Genomic DNA, 21,014 nt, shown 5'->3' with positions numbered 1-21,014 from the left:
ACGCTATTTGATGGTAACTTTTGTGGCTCCGTAGCCAAACTTCTGTTTCTGGGCATCTTCAAAAAATCGGACGTTGGGATGCTGCCCTAACCGCCGGTGCAGTTCGGTACGCAGGGCTCCGCTCCCTACTCCATGAATAAACGTAATCTCGCCCATACCGCTGGCAATGGCGTTTTCGAGCGTTTTTTCAAACGTCTGTAGTTGCAGTTCGAGCAGTTCGGCAGGCGACCGACGGCCGGGCCCCTGTGGCAGCAACGCTTCGACATGCAGGTCCACTACCGCCGATGGTCGCTCAACGGCCAGACTGGCCGGGTCCGATTTAGGCTTCAACATTTCCTGCTTCAGGGTTTCGGGCTGTATGGCAGCGGGCGACGGCGTTGGCCGCGTTCCACCGGCCTGCGACGGACTGGCTTCGTCGGCATCCAACTGGAACAAATGCCCTGGCTGGTTTAATACCGGTACGGTCGCCTTGTTGTTGAAGAACGTAGCGGCCCGGCATTTTACTCGTTTCACCAGCGGGGGGCGCAGGCTCGCCCGACCCGAGCGGAACCAGAGCGCCTGTAAGACAAACGTCGGCCAGGTATCGAACTGTGCATGCACATACAGTTCGTTGAGTTTTAGCTGCGATTTGGGTTTCAGACTACCACTCTGCAAGCCGTTGAACTGCGCACCGCCACTCGGCGCGGCCGTTTCCTCGCCAACCACGTAAGTGAGCTCCCAGTCGGTGTTGTTGATGATGTGCAGGGCATACTCGCGGTCATTCTGTGCTACAAACGCGAAGTAAACCCCCTGATTAGACACAATAGTCGATGCCGCCGGCTGCCGCGGCACAATGGGCTGCTGGGTCGGCGTTTTCACCAGCCGTTCCGCTTCGAGGGGCGATACCACGACCAGTTCCGAGCGCATGACCGGAATTCGAAAACCGTCCTCGATTTCGATTTCAACCTGATTGCCGGGCAGAAAGCGCGTTACGACGCCCTGTTCTTTGGCCCGCAGCATTCTTACTTTGTCGCCGATGTTCATAAGCAATGGAAAGGGTAAATTAACGCCCGTTACCCGGATCACGCACCTTGATTTTCGGCTAACCGACGAGCCCTTGCGTAATCCGGGTAATGGGCAGCTACTCTTACGTTAAAAATACAACGGATGAAATTTGACGCCTTTACGACTTAACTCCAAGGCGGGAGCCGGAATTTTTACGCTGTTGGCTAAAAACAATAACGTCCGTACCAGTTTCCGGTTCGAACGGATGCGGGCAAAATCGACATCCAGCGACAGGAAATACTGCCGGTATGGCACGTAGCCCCGTTCGACGCTGCTGTTGGGATAAGCGGCCACCATGTTCTCAACGCCGTAGCCGACCGCTACGTTCAGCCAGCGCGGAAAACGGGATTCGTCCCGGCGCGGCAGAAACGACGCTACGTTGGCCGAAAACCAGTACGTCTGTCCGTTATAATCCTTGAGCCATTCTTCGCTAAGCCCCTTACCGAGCAGGTTTGGCCGGACGGCAGCGTAGCGGGTCTGATGAAATGAGAATTTTGGCAGAATCCGCTCCTCGCCCCACAACCCAAACTGACCGGCATATAAGGCTGAGCCAAGCGTATTGGCCACTACGTCGCCGACCGAGAAGCCGTAGCCGGGCGCGAAGCCGTCGAGAATTTCGATGGGTGTCTGGAAGATAAAACCCGTCAGGGCACCGTACCAGGCCGCTTTTCGGGGCGATTGACCCGCCCAGCGGTAGCCCTGCGCCGACATCCGGGCGATGTGGTAGGCCGTGTAGACGTGTCCGATCTTGTCGATCTGTTTCCATTCACCCACATCGTCGAAGAATTTGAACTGAGTCAGCGGATCGGTGTACCAGGCCGTGCTCAGGCCGTAGAGCGACCCCACGTACAACACGGATTCGCCAATGAGCAGTGTGCGCATTCGAGCCCGGTAGTTGGGCGTTCGGGCGGTTGTATCCTGCGCCCGGATTGTCCCGGCCAATCCCATCAAGACAAGTGTGACCGGTAGCCAACAGGCTCTGAAATACTTTTTTATCATGCTCAGGAGCGGGACTTGCGGCTCAAAAATAAGCGTGATCTTAGCCGTATTCATTACTTTTTGGCTTTCATTGCCAAAGAAGACGATCAAACGCTTCATATTGTGGCCATATGTCCGGGATTGCCGGAAGAGTTAGTTAACCAGTTATGAAGTCTGGCAACAGCAATGTGGGTTTACTGAAAAGCAACGTCAGGCTCCAACCCCGATGAAGTTATAAACTCTAGCATTTAAGGGTTTCCAACTGAATTCATCAACACCTGGGGCAATGTGATTACCAACTTTCATAAACTATTGGGCAAGGGACTGATTTTGCTGGTACAGGCTGGCAGGTTTATCTTTCTGAACAATTTGTAATGAGTTGCGTTCTAGCTTATAAGCTTCTGTAGCCAAACTCCTCATCTGGATTACTCTCCTTCACTTCTCTAAATTGGTGATCAGCGCTCTTTAAATCGCCAATCCATGAAATTCTTTCTCCCTTCAGCCACTTAACGAAGAGCAAGCCGAACGGGTTCATACTTGTATTGCCGACCGATTAAAGGAGATGGGTTATAAACTATACGCTCATCGACGCGAAGGCAAACTAGTCAGTGATACTGTTGGTATCCCATCCGGCAATGATGAGGTTGTGTTAGCAATCTTCAAAAATGAGGTGGTTATTTCATTTGCCCAAACAGCCAGGGAGCTGTTTGGGGCCATTCCCTAAAGGTTCGTTATTCAGTGGTTGAATCGGTCGAGGATTTTGACCAAGCCGAGTTCAACGAAAAAGATCCAGATTAAATAAAAAATGAAAATGTCTACCAGTAGAAAAGCATTTAGACGTTATTTACATATATCCTTACCCAACTTCCACTAAACAGCTAACTCGATGACCATCACCTTCGAAGCCGTCCATTTGCCTTTCAAAGTAGGTGACACGATTTATGTCAATGAAAAGCATGACCAACGATCAGATAATAAAGCTGAGGAAGCATACCCCTATTTTGAAGCCGAGATTGAACGTATCTTTTTTGATGGCCGTCTGGAAGAGATGAGTGTTGTTACGGAACCCGTCGAGACGTTTGAAATGAAAGTATCAACTGCGGTTTATGTCGTTAAGCCGACAGGAAAGTACAGTCAGTTGATGCGCCTACCGGTCAGAATTAATATACCCATCAAAGAGCCAAAATTGTTTGCTACAGAGCATGACCTGAAGGAGTACCTGCAGGATCGTGACAAGATCGAGAAGGACATTATGCCGAACGTATCGAAATCAGATTAAAACGGTACGTGTAATTACTCGGTCTGATTCGTTTCAAGCCAGTATTTTCCAACTTGAGAAACCATTTCCATTTGTGCGCCGAAATCAACCTGCTTTCTCACGAATGAATTGGTTCCCGCCCGATACAAGGCCCTTACCTCGGCCAAACTGGCCTCGGCGCTCATCATGACCACCGGAATGGGTTGATACGTTTCATGCTGTTTTAGTTGAATTAACGTTTGATAACCATCGAGAATGGGCATGTGTCGATCCATCAGGATTAAGGCAGGTAATACTTCTGCGTGAGCCAACTCATTCAGGAGAGCTTGTCCATTTTCAAACAGGCGTACCGGATGATTGGGATAGGATAGCGCAAACAATTTTTGTAGTAAGAACCGCAAGTCAGCCTGATCATCCACTATACAGATATACTTTAATATTTTCATTTTACTGATCCGATCAAGTTATAGTTCGAAAGCGAGTACAGCCTATAAAGAAAAGTAGTCAATTTTTGTTCGCATTTCCCTCGGGCAAACGCTGCTTATCACCTACCCGATCATTAGCCCAATTTCGACTGAAAATTCACGTCCTAATCCCATAACGAATGGGCGGTCTTTGTAATACCTTTACCCGTATTGGTTGGCTACTCATCCATCACCTTACCTGATCCTGCTGCGTTACCAGCGCATCGAATCGGTAGGTACACCGCCGGTAAAACTGTACCTTTGTGTTGCTTTGTGTACTTACCTCATGCCGCCCGTAAACGAGAAACTTGAACTTGCCTATAACTTTGTGCTGCACACCAACCGCAACGTTTTTCTGACGGGGAAAGCGGGGACCGGCAAGACGACCTTTCTGCACCAGATCAAACAGGCCAGCGCCAAGCGGCTTATGGTGGTGGCTCCGACGGGCGTAGCAGCCATGAACGCGGGGGGTGTCACGATCCATTCGCTGTTTCAGCTACCCTTTGGCCCCATTGTGCCGGGTGCCATGCAGCGCGAAACCCGGAAGTTTACCCGCGAGAAAATCCGGCTCCTGCGTACGCTCGACCTGCTGGTGATTGACGAGATCAGTATGGTGCGGGCCGACGTACTGGATGGTATCGACGACGTACTACGCCGGTACCGCAACCGCTCGGAGCCGTTTGGTGGGGTGCAGTTGCTGATGATCGGCGATATGCAGCAGTTGCCCCCCGTGATCAAAGACGAGGACTGGGCCCTGCTAAAACCCCATTACCAGACCGGCTATTTCTTCGGCAGCAAGGCCCTGCGCGTAACGCCCTACGTGTCCATTGAACTGACGCATATTTACCGGCAATCCGACGCGCAGTTCATCAGCCTACTCAACGGCATTCGGGAGAAGACCATCACCCGCACGCAACTCGATGAACTGAACCAGCGCTACATCCCCGAGTTTTCGCCCGACGAAAAAGAAGGCTACATTACGTTGTCGACGCATAACGCCAGTGCGCAGCAGATTAACACCCAGAAATTGCAGGCGCTTAAAGGCCGCAGCCGAACCTATACGGCTACGGTAGAAGGCGAATGTCCGGTGCATACCTTCCCGACCGAAGCCGAACTGGAGCTGAAAGTCGGGGCGCAGGTGATGTTCATCAAGAACGACATCTCGCGCGACAAGCTGTACTACAACGGCAAGATCGGGCGCATCGTGGACCTCGACGATGACGTGATTTACGTCCGCTGCCCGTCCGATGACGACGACATTGCCGTGTACCCGGTCGAGTGGACGAATGTTCGTTACAGCCTCGATCCGGCCACGAAAGAAATCAAAGCCGAGCCGATTGGTCGATTTGTGCAGTTTCCGCTGAAGCTGGCCTGGGCCATTACGATCCACAAAAGCCAGGGTCTTACGTTCGAAAAGGCGATTATCGATGCGTCGGCGGCATTTGCCCACGGGCAGGTATACGTGGCTCTGAGCCGATGCAAATCCCTGGAGGGTCTGGTGCTGCGTACGCCAATTCCGTCGCACAGCATCAAAACCGAGCAAACGCTGGAGGATTTTCACGAGCAGGTGCAGCAACGTATCCCGACGGAGCAGGAACTGCTCGACTCCAAACGTACCAATCAGGAGAATCTGCTGCGGGAGTTGTTTTCGTTCGAGTTGGCGGCCTCCCTGCTGTACCGCGCCCAGAAACTGGTCCGCGACAGCGCCGACAACCTGCCGGAGGAGCTAAGCGCCGGATTGAACCAGCTCAACGACCTGCTTCGCGAAAAAGCTCGTGAGGTAACGATCCGGTTTCAGCAGCAACTGTCGGCCTACTTCGCCGATAATCGCCTTCCGGAAGAGAACGAGTCGCTACAGGAACGGGTCAGCAAAGCCGGGGCCTATTTTCAGACGCTGATCGGCGATGAACTGCTGCCGCTGCTGCGCCAGTGCCCGACCGACTGCGACAACCAGCAGATCCGCGAGGCCGTTGTGGAGGTGCTGGACGAACTGGAAAAAGAACTGTTCACCAAATTAGGCAGTTTTGAAAGCTGCCAAAACGGATTCAGGGCGCTGACGTACCTACAGGCCCGCAACCGCGCTGAACTGGATTTCCAGCCCGCCCGCCGAAAAGTGGAGGTCCTGGCCACTGACGGCTCAACGGGCAGCAGTCTCTACAAAGCCCTGATCAAATGGCGGAACGACAAAGCCGGCGAACACGATACGTCGGGCTATATGGTCCTGCCGCAAAAAACCGTCTACGAACTGGTTAAACTGCGGCCAACGACCACCGACGAACTGCTGGCGGTGAAAGGGTTCGGCAAAACTAAAGTGAAGCAGATCGGCGCGGAGGTCCTGCAGATCATCCGCGAGTACGCCGGGAAACCCGAACGCCGGGAAGCGCCCGCTAAGAAGTCGGCCAGTGCAAAGCCGAAAAAAGAGAAAATTGATACGCGGGCCATCACCCTCGCGCTGTTTCAGGCTGGCCGAACTATCGAGGAGATTGCCGCCGAACGAAACATGGCCGTCTCGACCATCGAAGGGCACCTGGCTCAGTACGTTCGCCACGGCGAGGTGTCGCTCGATGCCCTCCTGCCGCCCAACAAGCTCAAACGGATTCAACAGTATTTTGCGAGCAATCAACCCAGTTCATTGAGTGAAGCCAAAAACGCGCTGGGCAAGGACGTTACGTACGGCGAACTCCGGTTCGTGCTGAACGCGCTGCGGTCCGACGAGTAACGTAGCGTCCCTGCTGGAATCTTACTATTACTTCATAGTAGCTTTTGCGTGTTCACCCCAAACCCCTGAAGGGGCTTGGGGTAAAGCCTAGTACCTAAATGCAACTGGAATCTTAATAGCCGCCGTAGAACTTTCGCAGCCCCCATTCAATGGCGGCCAGCGTCAGTACGACGAAGAACAGCCAGCGCCAGTTGATGATCTCGTCCATCTCTTCGGTGCTGCTGAGCCGGGCCGGGCGCGACCGGGACGTTAAATCCGTCACCAGGTTATCGACCTGAGCCGTCGTGTAGAAACGCCCCCCCGTCTGCCCCGACAACTGCCGAAGCAGACCGTGGTCGGCGGTGGTGTTGAGCGCTTCGAGTTGCAGATCACGCACAATGAACTGCCCCGCCGACTGCTCCGTACGGTTGTTCACCGACGTAGTAGCCCGGTAGCGATACGCACCTTCGGGCAGGCGGCTGATCTCGAAGCGGGTATTAGCCTGCGTTGGCGTATAGTTATACGAACGCGTCAGGCCCTTTTCGTCGGTGATTTCGAGCCGCACCGGCCGATCATACAGCCGTTCGTAAATGTCGTTGTAAAGTTCGGTTTCAAACACCACCTTCTCACCGGCGATGAACTCATTCCGAACGGGATACACACGTAGCTTGCGCCGGTCTTCCTTCACCGAAATCAACTGAATAACCTTCTGCATCAGTTCGTCCATGACCTCCTGCTTGTCTGTCAAGGCGTACTCTTCCAGTCGCCAGCCCCATATACCCTCACCGGCCAGCACGGCCGCTTTGCGCGGACCCGTTACGTTAACCGCCAGCAGCGGCTTGGTCGTGCGGACGTTACCGACCTGCTGCCAGAGAACCACTTCGCTGCCCGGTTGCAGTTTGAATTCGCCGTATGGTACCAGCATTGGGGGGAACTTCTCCAGCATTTCCATCCGGGTCGGGTCTAAGTTCAACTGCCTGAAGTCGGGGTTGAAATGGCCAACAACCTTGTCGCTCTGATTCGGCTGAGCCGTTACCTGCATAACCGGATTTGACGTATTGAACGGCCCGAGCGACGACTGGTTACCCAGTACAAACAGCACCGGTGTGTTTTTCGCGAACAAACGCTGCAACACCGGACTTCCAATCCCTCCGTTGTCGGGAATCTGGTGGGTAATGATCAAATCGTAGGTTTTATCGGTAGGTACCGTAGCCGCGGCTGCATCCGTAGCGCCGGTCAGCACGCGAACATCCACTTCGTAATTCTGATTTTTTTCGAGGATGCTCCGGATCGCTTTCACATCGGGGTGAGGTGTCAGGGCCAGCAGCAGCACTTTCTCCTTACCGTCGATCACATCGAGGTACACATCCTGCCGGTTGTTGCGGGTACTGAACTCGCCCGGCTGCGGCAGCACCTCCACCACGTAGTGCTGAACGCCCTTCTGTGCGGCTGTGGTCTGGAACGTCACCTGACTGAATCCCTGATTTCGGTTCAGGTTAGCGGTTTGCCGACCTAGTTCCCGCCCGTTCTGCCGGAGCACCACCGTGGCCGTTCCGCCCTGAAAACCGTTGCTGACCACCTCGGCCTGAATTGGAAACTGGTTGCCGAGGTAGGCAATGCGGTTAGCGATCACGGCTTTGAGCTGCACGTCCCGCTTGGGCACCGTATCGCCCAGCCCAACCGTCTGCACGGCAAACGGGTACTGCCCGAACGTCGGCGACAACCCCTGGTTGAAAATACCGTCGGAGACCAGCACCACGTCGGTCAGGTTGCGGCCCTCGTAATCGGAGCGGATACCGGCCAGCAATCCTGAGAGGTCGGTGCTTCGGCGGGTAAATGGAATCTGCGTCAGATCGGCGTCGGTTACCGTATCGCCCAGCGTCCGTACCGACACTTCCAGTCCTTTATCTGCCAGTTGCTGCCGAATTGTTTGCAGCGCTTCCAGTGACCGGTTCAGGGTTGGTCGGCCGGCCGCGACGACCGACTCGGAGTTATCGACGGCCAGCACCACCTTCGGCTTTTCGGTCAGCGTCCGGATGCTCCGGATCAGCGGATTCAGCAGCAGGAAGCAAATCAGGCTCACGACAACAAATCGCAAAGCCGCCAGGGCGTAAGTAGTAGTTCGATCGAATCCACCGACCGTTCCGGACGTACTGCCACCGACCCGCGACGGCCGTAACAGCGGAAGCCGTTGGTACATCAGGGCCGCATAAGCCGCCCCCACCAGCAAACAAACCAGAATCCACCAGGGGGAGGATTGGAAAATGACGTTCATAAGTTAGGGGGAGGAAAGGGAGGAGGGAGGAAGGGGAGAAAGGGGAATGACTTGCGCCAGCATCTATCCCTTTTCTCCCTTTCTTCCCTCTCCTCCCTTTCCTCCTTTTTTACGTTAACATTCCCCCGTCGACCTGCAGCACCTGTCCGGTGATGTAGCGCGAGAGGTCGGATGCCAGGAAGACGGCGCAATCGGCCACCTCGTCGGGTTGCCCCCCGCGTTTCATCGGGATGGCCTGCTTCCAGTCTTCCAGTGCTTTTTCATTCAATTCGCCGGTCATTTCGGTTTCAATAAAGCCCGGCGCAATTGCGTTTGAGCGAATATTCCGCGAGCCCAGTTCGAGCGCGACCGACTTGGTAAACCCGATGATACCCGCCTTCGATGCCGCGTAGTTAGCCTGCCCGGCATTACCGCGCAGCCCCACTACCGAGGTCAGGTTAATAATCGAACCGGATTTCGCTTTCATCATCGGCTTGATGGCCGCTTTCGTCAGGTTAAAGACCGACTTTAGATTAACGTTAATTACGGCGTCCCATTGTTCCTCCGACATCCGCATCAGCAAACCATCTTTCGTGATACCGGCGTTGTTGATCAGAATATCGAGTTTCCCGAAATCAGCAACGACCTGATTCACGAGGTCCTCGGCGGCTTTGTGGTCGGAGGCATCGGAACGATACCCTTTCAACTGCCCTCCGAAAGCCCGAAGTTCTTCTTCCAGGGCCTGGCCTTTTTCGACGCTCGACAGATAGGTAAACGCTACGGCGGCACCTTCCTGCGCAAACCGTTGGGCAATGGCCCGGCCGATGCCGCGCGATGCGCCCGTAATCAACGCTACTTTTCCTTTTACTAAATCCATGTGGTAAATGAAGCCCGACTGATACGGCGGGTGGTTATAACATACAATCAGGCCAAAAATAGCGGTTTAGGGCCAAACGACAAGGTAGCCCACCGCTACTTAAAGACATACCGTATGGCAAAATTACCCGTCAGGCCAGCGGTTATACTGGCATTCCACGCCTTGTTCGGCCCGTTCGTATCCACAACGTTTACGGAGGCATTGCCCAGCGAGGTTTCGATGATGAACCGCTGCCCGGCCATGTAGGCCAGTCCCACGCTCACACCGGCTCCGTAGCTACTGAGATCATCTACGTCATTGTCGACATCGAATTTCAGGTACGTATATGAGGCATTCACGCGTGTGAAGGGCGTAAGCCGCGTTGATGTCCAGTACTGCTGGTAGTAAGGTGAAACACCCACTGACCAGACATGACCCGTCTCATCGAGCAGTTCCGAGCGGAACGAACTCCACGACAGTGGTAAACTGACCCCAAGCAGCTTATTCTTCCCGATAAAATAACCAACCGACGGGCTAATCGAATACGTTGTGCTGGAGACTCGCGACGTTTGGCGGATGGTAGTCTGGTACTGATCGGCCGACTGGTTGTTTACCGAAAAGCTGCCTTCTACCAGCCAACGCCCAGCATCGGTCTGTGGATTAGTCCGCTCCCGTTGCGGACTGGCCTTCCGCCCGGGTCCTGTCCAGTACACCAGTCCGGCGTCAAGTCCAGCGGTGTTGAACGGTATGGAGTTAGTGCTGGCCGCAAGCTGGAGAGCTAGCCGGTTGGTGAAAAAATAGTTTAATCCAGCTTCCAGACGAGGGCTGACATTTACACTACGGTTGCGGTTATCAATTGAATTCACCTGTGCTCCGCTCGACTCAACGCCCGTCTGCCGGGAACCGCTGACGGCTACGGCCAAACCAGCTCCCGCAAACACGTAGCCGGTCGTAAATTTCCAGTACCGGCGCACGAACGGCGTCGTCGTTACGGTCAGCGTATTATTCCGGTTCGTAAACTGCCTGCCTAACACAAGCTGACTTTCGGTAGCGAATGACGTAGTGGCTCCGACCGACAACCCAGCCAGCCAGTTGTCGGCTACGAACCGGCCAACCGTTAGATTAGCGGCAGGCTGCCAGCGTTTTACTGGCTCAAGGGTTGATTCGGTTTGGCTGTAGTTTATGGAAACTGTTCCGCTCAGAATCCCATTTCCCTTCTCAATCTGCGCGTGAAGTGTGCCACCCCAAAGCAAAAGGGCGCCTGTGAATAGCTGTTTTTTCATAAGGTTGATACTATAATTTCGGCGGAGCAATGTATCATTTTTCAGCACGTCAACATATGTAACATCGCTTAATTTTGTTAATGAAATGTCGGCAAAATCAGCACAAGTCAAAACAGTTGAGTAACTTTCCGGCACTCACTGCACCTTGACGTTTGTTATGCTGCGCTTCATACCTGTTCTTTTGGTTTCGATCTGGCTGGCCATTCCCGTCGCTTACGGCCAGAAAATTCACGCCCATAACGACTACGCGCAGGCCCAGCCGTTTGTGAACGCGTATGAACAGCGGGCCGACTTCATCGAAGCCGATGTGTGGCTGCGGGATGGTGTGCTCGTGGTTGCGCATGACAAAAACCAGGTGGCCACCGCCCCTACTCTCGATTCGCTGTATCTGAAACCCATCGTCCGGCGGTTTCAGCAGTACAAAGACCGCGTCAGCCCTGATCGCGACTACACGTTTGCGCTGATGATCGATGTCAAAGACGAAGCAGTTGCCGTACTGCCCAAACTGATTGCGTTATTACAGGAGAATATGGTTTGCTTCAACCGACAGGTCAATCCACTGGCCGTTCAGGTGATCATCAGCGGCAACCGGCCCAAAGTGGAAAACTTCGTTGACTACCCGGCATTTATCCAGTTCGACGGTCGCCCTAACGAGATTTACGACACCCAGACTCTGAAGCACGTAGCGCTTGTCAGCGATAGTTTCCACAGCTATTCGCGCTGGGACGGCAACGGGAACATTTCTGACGAAGACCGGGCCAAACTGAAGCGGGTCATCAAACGGGCCCACAACGACGGTAAACCCATCCGGTTCTGGGCCATTCCTGATACGCCCAACGCCTGGAAACAACTTAAAAGACTGGGCGTCGACATCATCAATACCGACAAAGTTGCCGAAGCCGTACAGGCCATGCGGTAGCCGGGCTGAACCTGCATCAGTCCCAGAAACCCCATCCCACCGCTATGTGGCAACCGCCCCTGAACAAACGTCGGGCGGGCGGCACCTCCCCATTGCCTCACTAATTCCAATACGATCTCCCTCCTATTTCACGCTTATCTGTTAAACGATTACCTGGGCAATGAATGAGCATGATTCACCTCAGCGTAATGCTGTAATTGTGTTCATGAACCGGACATTGTGAACGAGTGCCAGGGATAATAGTGTGTAGTAATAGCCGCAAAGCTGCCTGGCCGACTATACTGTTGGCCGGGTAGACTTTGTCCGCAAGACGAACGAAGTGGCGACACGTACTACCTGTTTTTTACTTGAGTTTGATTACGCGTGGAAGGGTTACTAATGCTCATTTTGAACACGTTACTGGGGCTTCTAGCTGCGGTGATCGTACTGAAAGGAGTGGTTATCGCTATTGAGCAACGGCAGACCGTTCGAAAAAAACAGCAAAAAAAACGAAACAAAAGCCGGCTGAAAACCACTTAAACCAGAGTCAATAAATCTATTAAATCTATGTTCTATCACGACAAAAAACTCCAGTACAAGGTGCGGGTCGAAAAGCCGAATCCGCAGTTCGCCCGGGCGCTACAGCAAGCCATTGGTGGAATTGAAGGTGAGATTCGGGTTTGCCTTCAGTATCTGTTTCAGGCCTGGAATTCCCGTGGTCCGCAGCGGTACCGGGATATGCTGCTGGATACGGGCACGGAAGAAATGGCCCATGTTGAACTGCTGGTAACGGCCGTAGCGATGAACCTCGAAGGCGCATCGAGCGGCCTGGTCGATGAGATCATCGGTAATAACACCATGATGAAGGAAGTAATGGGCGGTATGGACCCGCGCCATTTTTTGTCGGGGGGTCTGGGCGCGATGGCCGCCGATGCGAACGGCGTGCCCTTCAACGGATCGTGGGTAGTAAGCTCCGGAAACATTGCTGCCGATATGTACGCCAACGTGATGGCCGAATCGACCGGCCGGGCACTGGCTACGCGGCTGTATGAACTGACCGACGATGCCGGTATGAAAGATATGCTGTCGTTTCTGATTGCCCGCGATACGATGCACCAGAACCAGTGGCTGGCCGTACTGGAAGAACTGGGCCACGGCGATATGCGCAACGTACACCCGATCCCGAACAGCTTCCCGCAGGATAAAGAGGCCAAGGAGTTCAGTTACGTCTTTGTCAACACCAACATTGATCCGGACGAACCATCGATCGGGCAGAATCGGCGCTGGACTCAGGGTCAGTCAATCGATGGCAAGTCGCAGTTCCGCGAAGAAAAAGCGAAGCCGTACGGTCAGGAGCCAAAACTGGGACCACCAGCCGCCGAAGGCCACGCGCAGGTTGAACAGCTTCAGCATGCCGGCGAGAAAGTATAGATTAATTCCTTGTTGAGTTCCCCACCTCCCTTAGAACCTGGATGTTTGCCGGGAGGTGGGCTTTGCATACATACCATTATGATCTGGACTTACAGGTATCAACTGTCGCCCGACCCGGACGAGACCGGTATCAACCGCGACTCCCATAAAGAATACCCTGAAGACGAGCAGCCTGTCGACTCATCCTATTCCGAAAGCCCCGATCCTGATAAACCGGGCAAGGTACTGTATCCGGGCAGCCACGCCGACAACTATGATCCCGAGAACACACCCAACCGGAACGTACCCGACGATGGCCCCAGTGGCGAAAACACCAAAAACGGCGGTGAACGGGGTGGCGGTCTCTGGACAAGTGGCGGCACGGTGACGAGCGGCACCGGCTTCAACGACGACGACGTATAATCTATGTTCGTTATCGCCGTACACGGTGGGGCTAAATCCCTTACGTCCGCAGACATTACCCCCGAACAGGAACAGACGTACCGACAAGGGCTTACGGTGGCCCTGAACGCCGGCTACGACGTACTGGTCAACGGTGGTACTGCCCTTGAGGCTGTTGAGCAGGCGGTAATTGCCCTGGAGAATAACGAGTTGTTTAACGCCGGAAAAGGAGCGGCTTTCACCCTGAGGGAAACCCACGAAATGGAAGCCGCAATCATGGATGGGCAAACCCTGGAAGCCGGTGCTACCACCGGGGTCAGGAACATCCGTAACCCCATCGCCCTCGCCCGGACCATCCTGGATAAATCTGAGCACGTGTTTCTGATCGGCGACGGCGCTGAAACGTTTGCCAGCGAACAGGGGCTACCGTTCGAATCCGACGACTACTTCTTTTCACAAAACAGCTACGATGAACTGAAGCAAGAGCTGGCAACGAAAAGCATGGGCACTGTTGGCGCGGTGGCACTGGATCGACACGGCAATCTGGCCGCAGCTACGTCGACAGGTGGCCTGACTGGACAAAAATCCGGCCGGGTAGGCGACAGTCCGATCGTTGGAGCCGGCACGTATGCCAACAACGCGACCTGCGCCGTATCCTGCACCGGCGACGGAGAGTTTATGATCCGGAGCGTAGCAGCCTACGATGTTTCCTGCCTGATCGAATACGGTGGCTCGTCGCTGCCCGAAGCCTGCGAGCGGGTTGTGTTCAACAAACTCAAACATCTTGGTGGCGAAGGTGGCCTGATTGCCCTGAACCGCGCCGGTGAGGTGGCGATGCCCTTCAATTCGTCCTGTATGTTCCGGGGTTGGCGCAACGAAGCAGGCGACGGCGAAATCAGTGTTTTCTAAGTCCTGGCCAGGCTCCTGCCTGACCCTGGAAGTTAGTAAAATGGCCAGACAGGAGCCTGGCCAGGACAGGGATTTACGAAAACGTTTTGTTTCGGAGGGTGAAATTATTGCCGTGGATGAGCACGTGCACAAGCATATTTTCAATAAAAATGTCGTGCTTCTCCTGTGCTACGGTCAGGTTCGCATCCTGAAGGCTCCGGCCGTCGATGATCGTTACCAGCCCCGAGCCGATGGTTTCGAGCTGATTGCCGTTCCGGATGATTACGCCCGTATCCTCTTCCAGACCAATCCCGATGTGGGTTGGATTATTGGCTACGGCCACAGCCAGCCGCCGGAAGCGTCCACGTACCAGAAAATGGGTGTCGATAATTACCTCGTGAACCAGACAAAGCCCTGGAAACAGCCGCACTTCGGGTGTCAGGCCTTTCTTGCGCAGACTGGGGTAGATCATCAGGTCCGACATGGCCATGGCCCCGGCGCTGGTGCCGGCAATAATGAAATGATCGTTGACGTACCGCTCGTGAATGAGCTGAGCAAACAGGGTATCGCGGAAAACCGTCGTTAGTTTGAGCTGATCGCCCCCCGAAAACATAACGCAGCCTGCTTTCGCGATCCGATCCAGCACTTTTTTATCGTCGGCTTCTTGGGGCGACGCTACGTGCATCACCTTCACTTTCTTATGGCCCAGTTTCCGGAACGCTTTCACATAGTCTTTTCCTACTTTATCGGGAATGCTGGACGCCGTAGTGATTACTTCGATGGGTGCATCCGGGTTGTTTGTTTCGGTGAGTACACGGTACAGAATACCTGATGTCACAAAATCGTGGGGTGTGTCCTGAACGTGCAGCGTTTTTTTCTTAATGCCTTTGTCTTCGTTTCCTCCAATCGCAATGAGTGTCCCGTGAATGGTCATAACGGCCGCTTAAGTGGTACTATCGGTAAAACTAATCCCGAAGCGCATAGGTTAAGGCTGCCAGGCTAAAGTTCGTCAGCCGATATCCCTCCGGAGCCGAACCTTCCTGCGCGACCATAGGCGGCCTACCTTGTAGCCGTTTTTAGAAGGGACGATACGGTGGAACAGTGACCGTATCCCACCAGTATTGTCGGAGCGACTCAAAATACACCTGCCACTCTGCCCGACAACTCGGTTTGGTGATGAACGAATTGGCCCCCAGCTCATAGCTCCGGCCTATATCTTCCTGTTCGTCGGAACTACTCACCACAATCACCGGAAGTCGATGCCGAAGCGGGTGAGTTTTCAGTAGTTGCAGTAGTTGCCAGCCATCTTCCCGCCGGGGCAGGTAGAGGTCCATCAAGATGAGTCGGGGGAGTTCATGTACCGTGCAACTGTCGAGATAAGCCAGTGCCTGCGCAACCGAATTGACGCTGTAGGTCTGCACATCGGGCAATTGCCGACGGGCCAGCCGCTGCATCAGGGCCTCATCATCGGGGTTATCATCAACCACCAGCATATACGCTTTACGCGCCCTGCTTTGGGTCGTATGGTTAGTAGAAAGCTGCACGAGGAATAAAGTGAAGTAATGGCTTACGCCTACCTAAAAGTCAACAAAGATACGCCTATACTTACTCTGACAACAGACCTGTTTTGACCACGAAAGCTCCTTTGCCTCAGAAACCGTACGGATACCTGTCTGTTTCCACTTTTGCCTGGTTACAACGATAATTATTTGTCGTTCAGGATAACCAAATGGCCTGAATTACGATTGCATTTCAGACCATCAACAATACGTTTTATGTCAGCACCGAAAGGCAAATTGATACCAATTGGCGGAGGTGAAGCCAAGGGTCCAGGCACGGATGCTACGTCGAGTGAGCTACGGCAAAATAACTTTTTCGAATCGGGCATACTTGAAGAATTCTTACGCGAAGTCAAAGGCCCCGAGTCGCGCATAGAAGTTATTCCTGCCGCATCTGAAATGCCGCAGGAGATGGGTAAAAGTTACCTGGATGCGTTCGGGCGGCTGGGTTGTAAGAACGTACACGTCCTGTATTTCGAGTCGCCGGAAGAAGCCGACAAAGCTGAAAACATCAGGCGAATCGAGAAAGCAGACGGGGTATTGTTTACCGGCGGAGACCAGACAAAGCTGATCGAAACGTTGCAGGACTCCCGGCTTCTTCAATGCGTTCATGACCGCTACCACAACGACGATGGCTTCGTTATTGCCGGTACCAGCGCCGGAGCAGCCGCCATGTCAAAACTGGCCATCAAAGAAGGGAAAAGCGCAGAGTCACTGATCAAAGGGCTCATTGAAACCGAAAAAGGGCTTTCCTTACTACCGTCTGCCGTAATTGATACCCATTTCATGCAGCGGGGCCGTCTGCCTCGTCTGACCGAAGCCCTGCTCCGCAATCCGGGTCTGGTAGGTATTGGCCTGTGCGTGGATACGGGGGTTGTTATCACACGTGGCAACCAATTGAAAGCGATTGGGTCGGGCGGGGTTTTCATTGTCGAAGCCGATGAAGTGGAGCAGACGAACTACTACGAAATCCCTGAACTGGAACCCGTATACGTCAATAACTTACGCATTCATATCCTGGCCAACGGCGCGGGTTACCGCATTAACGAGCGAAGGTTTACGACCGAGCCGTTAAAAGCGAGTCAAAGGAGCTAATGAGCCAATAGAACTGGATACGTATCAGGACTGATGAATTTGCCCGGTCAGCAGCGGTAAACTGACAATGAACTGACCGTAGAAAAAGCCGCTCCAGGTTAACCTGTAAGCGGCTTTTCGACATGATAAGTAGTGCCTAAGACTCACTCTGGCCGTACCGTCACGCCTTGGCTTCGATCGGCATCGTTCGGCCGTATTTCTCATCCAGCTCTTTGAAAGCCTGGATGATCTCCACCGACTTGCTGACTTTTTCGGTCAAATGAACGATCAGGCACCCCGACTCAGCATGGCGAATGGCGTAATCCAGCGCCTTTAGTTCTTCGGGTATGAACTCAATGGCCTTATCGGGCTCGATGGCCTGGATTCCCCGACTGACCAGGGTCACGATCTCCTCCGGATTCCGGCCCCGGTAGTCCTCGTCCAGCCGAATGATAACCCTGTCGAAGAGCCCGGCAGCGATGCGCCCCAGTTCGAAGATATCTTCATCCCGCCGGTCGCCGACACCGGTCAGCACGCCGATCTTACAGCTCGCGTCGACCTGATTGATATACGCACCGAGCGCCGACAAACCGTGCGGATTGTGGGCGTAGTCGACCAGTACCGAGAACTCGTTAAATTGAAACAGATTCATCCGGCCCGGCGTATTCTCGAACGACGGGATGAACGTCCGCAGCCCCTGCGCAATCCGGCTGACCGATATTTGGCTGGCGTACGTAGCCAGCGTGGCAGCCAGAATATTTTCGATCATAAACGTAGCGGTACCGCCAAACGTCAGCGGGATGTCGTTTACGTGCTCCACACGCATCCGCTCCGGACCATCCAGGATGGTGATGTAGCCTTCGTCGTAAACAGCCGCCAGACCACCCTCCCGAACGTGCCGCAGAATCCGGTCGCTGTTAGGGTCCATACTGAACAGCGCCAGCTTCGAACTGATTCGTTCGCGCATCTGGTAGGTGTATTCATTGTCGGCGTTCAACACGGCATAGCCATCTTTCTTTACCGCTTCGGGGATCACCGCTTTTACTTTGGCCATGTCCTCTACGGTCCGGATGCCGTGCAGACCGAGGTGATCAGCCGCTACGTTGGTCACAACACCAACATCGCACTGGTCAAACGCCAGTCCGGAGCGCAGCATACCGCCCCGGGCGCACTCCAGCACCGCAAATTCAACCGACGCATCCTTCAGCACCTTACACGCACTGATGGGGCCGGTGGTGTCGCCCTGCTCGATCATGTAATCACCGATGTAGATACCATCCGTAGTGGTATAACCGACCCGGGTCCCCGTTTGCCGAACAATGTGAGCCGACAGTCGGGTCGTGGTTGTTTTGCCGTTAGTTCCCGTAACGGCGATAATGGGGATACGCCCGTTTGCATCGTTGGGAAACAGCATTTCAGCAACACTATTACCCACATCGCGCGGCTTCCCCTCCGACGGGTGCGTGTGCATACGGAAGCCAGGACACGCATTCACCTCAATTACCGTAGCACCGGATGCTTTCAGCGGACGCGTAATGTCTTCCGCAATGAGGTCGATACCGCAGATGTCCAGCCCAATGGCGCGGGCGGCCCGCTCAGCCATGAAGGCAATTTCGGGATGTACAATGTCCGTTACGTCCACCGACGTTCCGCCCGTACTCAGGTTCGCCGTCCGCTTCAGGCTGCACTCCTCCCCTTCCGGAAGTATTGATTCCGGAGTCAGACCACGCGCGGTCAGATAGTCCAGGCTGCACTCGTCCAGCCTTATTTTTGTGAGCAGATTGAGGTGGCCATCCCCGCGTCGGGGGTCTTTGTTCGCCAGTTCCACCAGTTCGGTGATGGTTGATTTACCGTCGCCGATTACCTGCGCCGGCACCCGCTCGGCAGCCGCCACAAACTTATAGTCAATGATCAGCAGGCGGTAATCCTTGCCTTTCGCAAACTGCTCGACAATCACTTTCGACGAGTGGCGTTTCGCCCGCACAAAGGCCGTGAACAGCTCCTGGGCGCTCTGGATATTGGTTGTTACGCCCCGGCCGTGGTTACCGTCCAGTGGTTTCACCACCACTGGAAAATCGATACGCCGGAGAACGGCTTCCAGGTCGCGTTCCGACTCAATGACATCGCCGAAAGGCACCGGAATGCTGGCATCTTCCAGAATGCGTTTGGTTTCGTTCTTATCGCCGGCCAGATCGGCCGCAATCATACTCGTCTGCCACGTAGCGGTAGTGTTGATCCGCTTTTGCTGCGCACCATACCCCAGTTGAACGTAGGAGTCATTATCCAGCCGTACGTACGGAATACCCTTACGGAGACAGGCCTCCACAATGGCCGACGTACTGGGGCCAAGTCTGTCGGTTTCATTGATCCGGCGCAGTTCTTCCAGATCGTGCTGAAGATCGTAGGACTCCCCTTCAATCAGCGCTTCGGCAATAGCTACGGCGCACTGGGCTGCGTAGATGCCCGCCCGCTCCTGCTGGTAAGCTATCACAACATTATAGACGCCCGGATCGCCGGTACCACGGGTTCGACCAAAGCCGCATTCCATACCAGCCAGCGACTGAAGTTCCAGGGCGATGTGTTCGATGACGTGGCCCATCCACGTACCCGATTTGACGCGGAAGAAAAATCCACCCGGTCGCCCTTCGGAGCACTGGTGGCTGTAGAGGCTCGGGATCAATTGCTGAAGCCGCTCGTAGAAACCCGTAATCCGATTGGTCGGGTAGTCTTCGAGCTGCTCCAGGTCCAGCTTCATAACAACAAGATTAGGGTACCTGATCGACCAATAGTTTGGTCCGCGTAGGGTACGAATTTCCAGAATTTTCATAGCTGTTGAGCAGATAAGGTAGCAGAACGTAGTAGCGGTACGTTCGCTGATTGTTAAGGTTGACAGACGATTGGCATACCCGGTTATAACAGGCAGCGCATGGTCATAGATTATCTGTGAAGTTTATACCTATAATTTTGTGTAATACCGCTTACTCAACGATAAACCGTTTTACTTGTTTTGCCGGATTATTTAGCCTTTTAGCGAATGGCCCCCTGTTTCGGAACCGATATTCATAACGTAGAATAAAAATAGTATAACTTTCCCAATAAATAATTAAAACTTTCTAAATGGCCCGCATCTGTTCATTCCAGGTTTTTCGATGTCAGCCGGGCACCAAGGTACTCGCGGTTCAGGCGAACAATGTTTTCAATCGATACCGAAGCGGGGCACTCTACGGCGCAGGCCCCCGTAAACGAACAGGCACCGAACCCTTCGGCGTCCATCTGGGCCACCATCCGCTGCGCCCGTTCCCGACGCTCCGGCTGCCCCTGCGGCAATAAGGCAAACCGCGACACCTGCGCCCCGACGTACAGCATGGCCGATGCATTCTTGCAGGCGGCTACGCAGGCCCCGCAGGCAATACAAGCCGCAGCATCCATGGTTTCTTCGATAGTACCGCGTGGAATGAGTGTTTCGTTCGCATCGGGGGCCGAGCCAGTATTGACTGAGATGTAGCCGCCTGCCTGTATGATCCGGTCAAAAGCCGTGCGGTCAGTCATCAAATCTTTCACGATCGGGAAGGCTCTGGCTCGCCAGGGCTCCACAATAATCGTGTCTCCATCGTTGAACGACCGCATATGCAGCAGACACGTAGCCGCGCCGGTCTGCGGACCATGCGGGCGACCGTTGATGTACATGGCGCAGGAGCCACAGATGCCCTCGCGGCAATCATGGTCAAAGGCAATGATTTCTTCGCCTTTTTTGGTCAGTTCACCGTTCAGTACGTCAAACATCTCCAGAAACGAGATGTCCGGCGAGATATTCGTCATTTTGTAGTCAACCAGCTTCCCGGGCGCACTGGTGTTTTTCTGCCGCCAGACTTTCAGGGTGAAATTCATAGAAGGTCAGGAATAAGGATGTATTATCAGATAGTCGTTACGTTATCAGTTGGTGTCGCG

18 protein-coding genes are annotated in these 21,014 nt (G+C 54.1%); 8 read left to right on the top strand and 10 right to left on the bottom strand.

The features are described 5' to 3' along the window. Positions 1-3: 3 nt before the first annotated feature. Both BN8_RS04395 and BN8_RS04390 read right to left on the bottom strand, forming a co-directional pair. Positions 4-1,023, bottom strand: coding sequence for a DUF8465 domain-containing protein (locus tag BN8_RS04395; RefSeq protein WP_009280600.1), 1,020 nt, complete (start codon positions 1,021-1,023; stop codon positions 4-6). A gap of 108 nt (positions 1,024-1,131) precedes the next feature. Next, entirely contained in the window at positions 1,132-2,097 is a 966-nt protein-coding gene (locus tag BN8_RS04390) for a DUF2279 domain-containing protein (protein WP_144051563.1), read from the bottom strand. Positions 2,098-2,584: 487 nt separating this feature from the next. Here BN8_RS04390 and BN8_RS33145 point away from each other — a divergent pair, with 487 nt between their 5' ends. Further along, positions 2,585-2,746 carry a hypothetical protein gene (locus BN8_RS33145; protein WP_009280598.1) on the top strand — a complete coding sequence of 54 codons (162 nt, stop codon included), beginning with the start codon at positions 2,585-2,587 and terminating at the stop codon, positions 2,744-2,746. Between the two features lie 162 nt (positions 2,747-2,908). Continuing rightward, positions 2,909-3,301: a hypothetical protein gene (locus BN8_RS04385; protein ID WP_009280597.1), complete on the top strand. Its 393-nt coding sequence runs from the start codon at positions 2,909-2,911 to the stop codon at positions 3,299-3,301. A 14-nt stretch (positions 3,302-3,315) separates the two neighbouring features. On the opposite strand, the gene BN8_RS04380 is transcribed toward BN8_RS04385, so the two are convergent. Further along, positions 3,316-3,726, bottom strand: a complete 411-nt coding sequence (locus BN8_RS04380) for a response regulator (protein WP_009280596.1) — start codon at positions 3,724-3,726, stop codon at positions 3,316-3,318. Positions 3,727-4,030: 304 nt separating this feature from the next. Here BN8_RS04380 and BN8_RS04375 point away from each other — a divergent pair, with 304 nt between their 5' ends. After that, positions 4,031-6,463 carry a helix-turn-helix domain-containing protein gene (locus BN8_RS04375; RefSeq protein WP_009280595.1) on the top strand — a complete coding sequence of 811 codons (2,433 nt, stop codon included), beginning with the start codon at positions 4,031-4,033 and terminating at the stop codon, positions 6,461-6,463. 112 nt (positions 6,464-6,575) lie between these two features. Here the strand turns inward: BN8_RS04375 and BN8_RS04370 are convergent, their stop codons facing one another. The 3 genes from BN8_RS04370 to BN8_RS04360 all read right to left on the bottom strand — a co-directional run bounded on the left by BN8_RS04370 (position 6,576) and on the right by BN8_RS04360 (position 10,835). Then, positions 6,576-8,717 (bottom strand): hypothetical protein, encoded by a 2,142-nt coding sequence (locus BN8_RS04370; RefSeq protein WP_009280594.1) that lies wholly within the window; start codon positions 8,715-8,717, stop codon positions 6,576-6,578. A gap of 109 nt (positions 8,718-8,826) precedes the next feature. Beyond that, on the bottom strand, positions 8,827-9,573 hold the full coding sequence (gene fabG, locus BN8_RS04365; protein WP_009280593.1) for a 3-oxoacyl-[acyl-carrier-protein] reductase: 747 nt from the start codon (positions 9,571-9,573) through the stop codon (positions 8,827-8,829). A gap of 95 nt (positions 9,574-9,668) precedes the next feature. After that, positions 9,669-10,835: an outer membrane beta-barrel protein gene (locus BN8_RS04360; protein ID WP_040005318.1), complete on the bottom strand. Its 1,167-nt coding sequence runs from the start codon at positions 10,833-10,835 to the stop codon at positions 9,669-9,671. Positions 10,836-10,992: 157 nt separating this feature from the next. Between BN8_RS04360 and BN8_RS04355 the strand changes: the two genes are divergently transcribed. The 4 genes from BN8_RS04355 (at position 10,993) to BN8_RS04340 (ending at position 14,454) form a co-directional block, all read left to right on the top strand. Beyond that, positions 10,993-11,754, top strand: coding sequence for a phosphatidylinositol-specific phospholipase C/glycerophosphodiester phosphodiesterase family protein (locus tag BN8_RS04355; protein WP_009280591.1), 762 nt, complete (start codon positions 10,993-10,995; stop codon positions 11,752-11,754). Between the two features lie 546 nt (positions 11,755-12,300). Beyond that, positions 12,301-13,164: a manganese catalase family protein gene (locus BN8_RS04350; protein WP_009280588.1), complete on the top strand. Its 864-nt coding sequence runs from the start codon at positions 12,301-12,303 to the stop codon at positions 13,162-13,164. 78 nt (positions 13,165-13,242) lie between these two features. After that, on the top strand, positions 13,243-13,566 hold the full coding sequence (locus tag BN8_RS04345; RefSeq protein ID WP_009280587.1) for a hypothetical protein: 324 nt from the start codon (positions 13,243-13,245) through the stop codon (positions 13,564-13,566). Positions 13,567-13,569: 3 nt separating this feature from the next. Beyond that, positions 13,570-14,454, top strand: coding sequence for an isoaspartyl peptidase/L-asparaginase family protein (locus BN8_RS04340; protein WP_009280586.1), 885 nt, complete (start codon positions 13,570-13,572; stop codon positions 14,452-14,454). Between the two features lie 73 nt (positions 14,455-14,527). On the opposite strand, the gene BN8_RS04335 is transcribed toward BN8_RS04340, so the two are convergent. Beyond that, on the bottom strand, positions 14,528-15,367 hold the full coding sequence (locus tag BN8_RS04335; RefSeq protein WP_009280585.1) for a cyanophycinase: 840 nt from the start codon (positions 15,365-15,367) through the stop codon (positions 14,528-14,530). 142 nt (positions 15,368-15,509) lie between these two features. After that, complete coding sequence (locus BN8_RS04330; RefSeq protein ID WP_229367681.1) at positions 15,510-15,977, bottom strand: response regulator; 468 nt, start codon at positions 15,975-15,977, stop codon at positions 15,510-15,512. A 231-nt stretch (positions 15,978-16,208) separates the two neighbouring features. Between BN8_RS04330 and BN8_RS04325 the strand changes: the two genes are divergently transcribed. Next, on the top strand, positions 16,209-17,087 hold the full coding sequence (locus tag BN8_RS04325) for a cyanophycinase (RefSeq protein ID WP_009280583.1): 879 nt from the start codon (positions 16,209-16,211) through the stop codon (positions 17,085-17,087). 160 nt (positions 17,088-17,247) lie between these two features. Here BN8_RS04325 and cphA read toward each other — a convergent pair whose 3' ends face one another. After that, positions 17,248-19,893, bottom strand: coding sequence for a cyanophycin synthetase (gene cphA / locus BN8_RS04320; protein WP_009280581.1), 2,646 nt, complete (start codon positions 19,891-19,893; stop codon positions 17,248-17,250). A gap of 305 nt (positions 19,894-20,198) precedes the next feature. Beyond that, positions 20,199-20,954 (bottom strand): succinate dehydrogenase/fumarate reductase iron-sulfur subunit, encoded by a 756-nt coding sequence (locus BN8_RS04315; RefSeq protein ID WP_009280580.1) that lies wholly within the window; start codon positions 20,952-20,954, stop codon positions 20,199-20,201. Positions 20,955-21,014 lie beyond the last annotated feature (60 nt).

It is taken from the genome of Fibrisoma limi BUZ 3 (assembly GCF_000296815.2).
Taxonomy (GTDB): Bacteria; Bacteroidota; Bacteroidia; order Cytophagales; family Spirosomataceae; genus Fibrisoma; species Fibrisoma limi.
Note: the sequence above shows the minus strand (reverse complement) of the source record. Positions and strands in the feature narration are given on the sequence as shown.

Excerpts from the sequence above, each read along its gene's own strand:
- BN8_RS04395 (WP_009280600.1), bottom strand. The coding sequence starts at position 1,023 with ATGAACATCGGCGACAAAGTAAGAATGCTGCGGGCCAAAGAACAGGGC.
- BN8_RS04390 (WP_144051563.1), bottom strand. The coding sequence starts at position 2,097 with ATGAATACGGCTAAGATCACGCTTATTTTTGAGCCGCAAGTCCCGCTC.
- BN8_RS33145 (WP_009280598.1), top strand. The coding sequence starts at position 2,585 with ATGGGTTATAAACTATACGCTCATCGACGCGAAGGCAAACTAGTCAGT.
- BN8_RS04385 (WP_009280597.1), top strand. The coding sequence starts at position 2,909 with ATGACCATCACCTTCGAAGCCGTCCATTTGCCTTTCAAAGTAGGTGAC.
- BN8_RS04380 (WP_009280596.1), bottom strand. The coding sequence starts at position 3,726 with ATGAAAATATTAAAGTATATCTGTATAGTGGATGATCAGGCTGACTTG.
- BN8_RS04375 (WP_009280595.1), top strand. The coding sequence starts at position 4,031 with ATGCCGCCCGTAAACGAGAAACTTGAACTTGCCTATAACTTTGTGCTG.
- BN8_RS04370 (WP_009280594.1), bottom strand. The coding sequence starts at position 8,717 with ATGAACGTCATTTTCCAATCCTCCCCCTGGTGGATTCTGGTTTGTTTG.
- fabG (WP_009280593.1), bottom strand. The coding sequence starts at position 9,573 with ATGGATTTAGTAAAAGGAAAAGTAGCGTTGATTACGGGCGCATCGCGC.
- BN8_RS04360 (WP_040005318.1), bottom strand. The coding sequence starts at position 10,835 with ATGAAAAAACAGCTATTCACAGGCGCCCTTTTGCTTTGGGGTGGCACA.
- BN8_RS04355 (WP_009280591.1), top strand. The coding sequence starts at position 10,993 with ATGCTGCGCTTCATACCTGTTCTTTTGGTTTCGATCTGGCTGGCCATT.
- BN8_RS04350 (WP_009280588.1), top strand. The coding sequence starts at position 12,301 with ATGTTCTATCACGACAAAAAACTCCAGTACAAGGTGCGGGTCGAAAAG.
- BN8_RS04345 (WP_009280587.1), top strand. The coding sequence starts at position 13,243 with ATGATCTGGACTTACAGGTATCAACTGTCGCCCGACCCGGACGAGACC.
- BN8_RS04340 (WP_009280586.1), top strand. The coding sequence starts at position 13,570 with ATGTTCGTTATCGCCGTACACGGTGGGGCTAAATCCCTTACGTCCGCA.
- BN8_RS04335 (WP_009280585.1), bottom strand. The coding sequence starts at position 15,367 with ATGACCATTCACGGGACACTCATTGCGATTGGAGGAAACGAAGACAAA.
- BN8_RS04325 (WP_009280583.1), top strand. The coding sequence starts at position 16,209 with ATGTCAGCACCGAAAGGCAAATTGATACCAATTGGCGGAGGTGAAGCC.
- cphA (WP_009280581.1), bottom strand. The coding sequence starts at position 19,893 with ATGAAAATTCTGGAAATTCGTACCCTACGCGGACCAAACTATTGGTCG.
- BN8_RS04315 (WP_009280580.1), bottom strand. The coding sequence starts at position 20,954 with ATGAATTTCACCCTGAAAGTCTGGCGGCAGAAAAACACCAGTGCGCCC.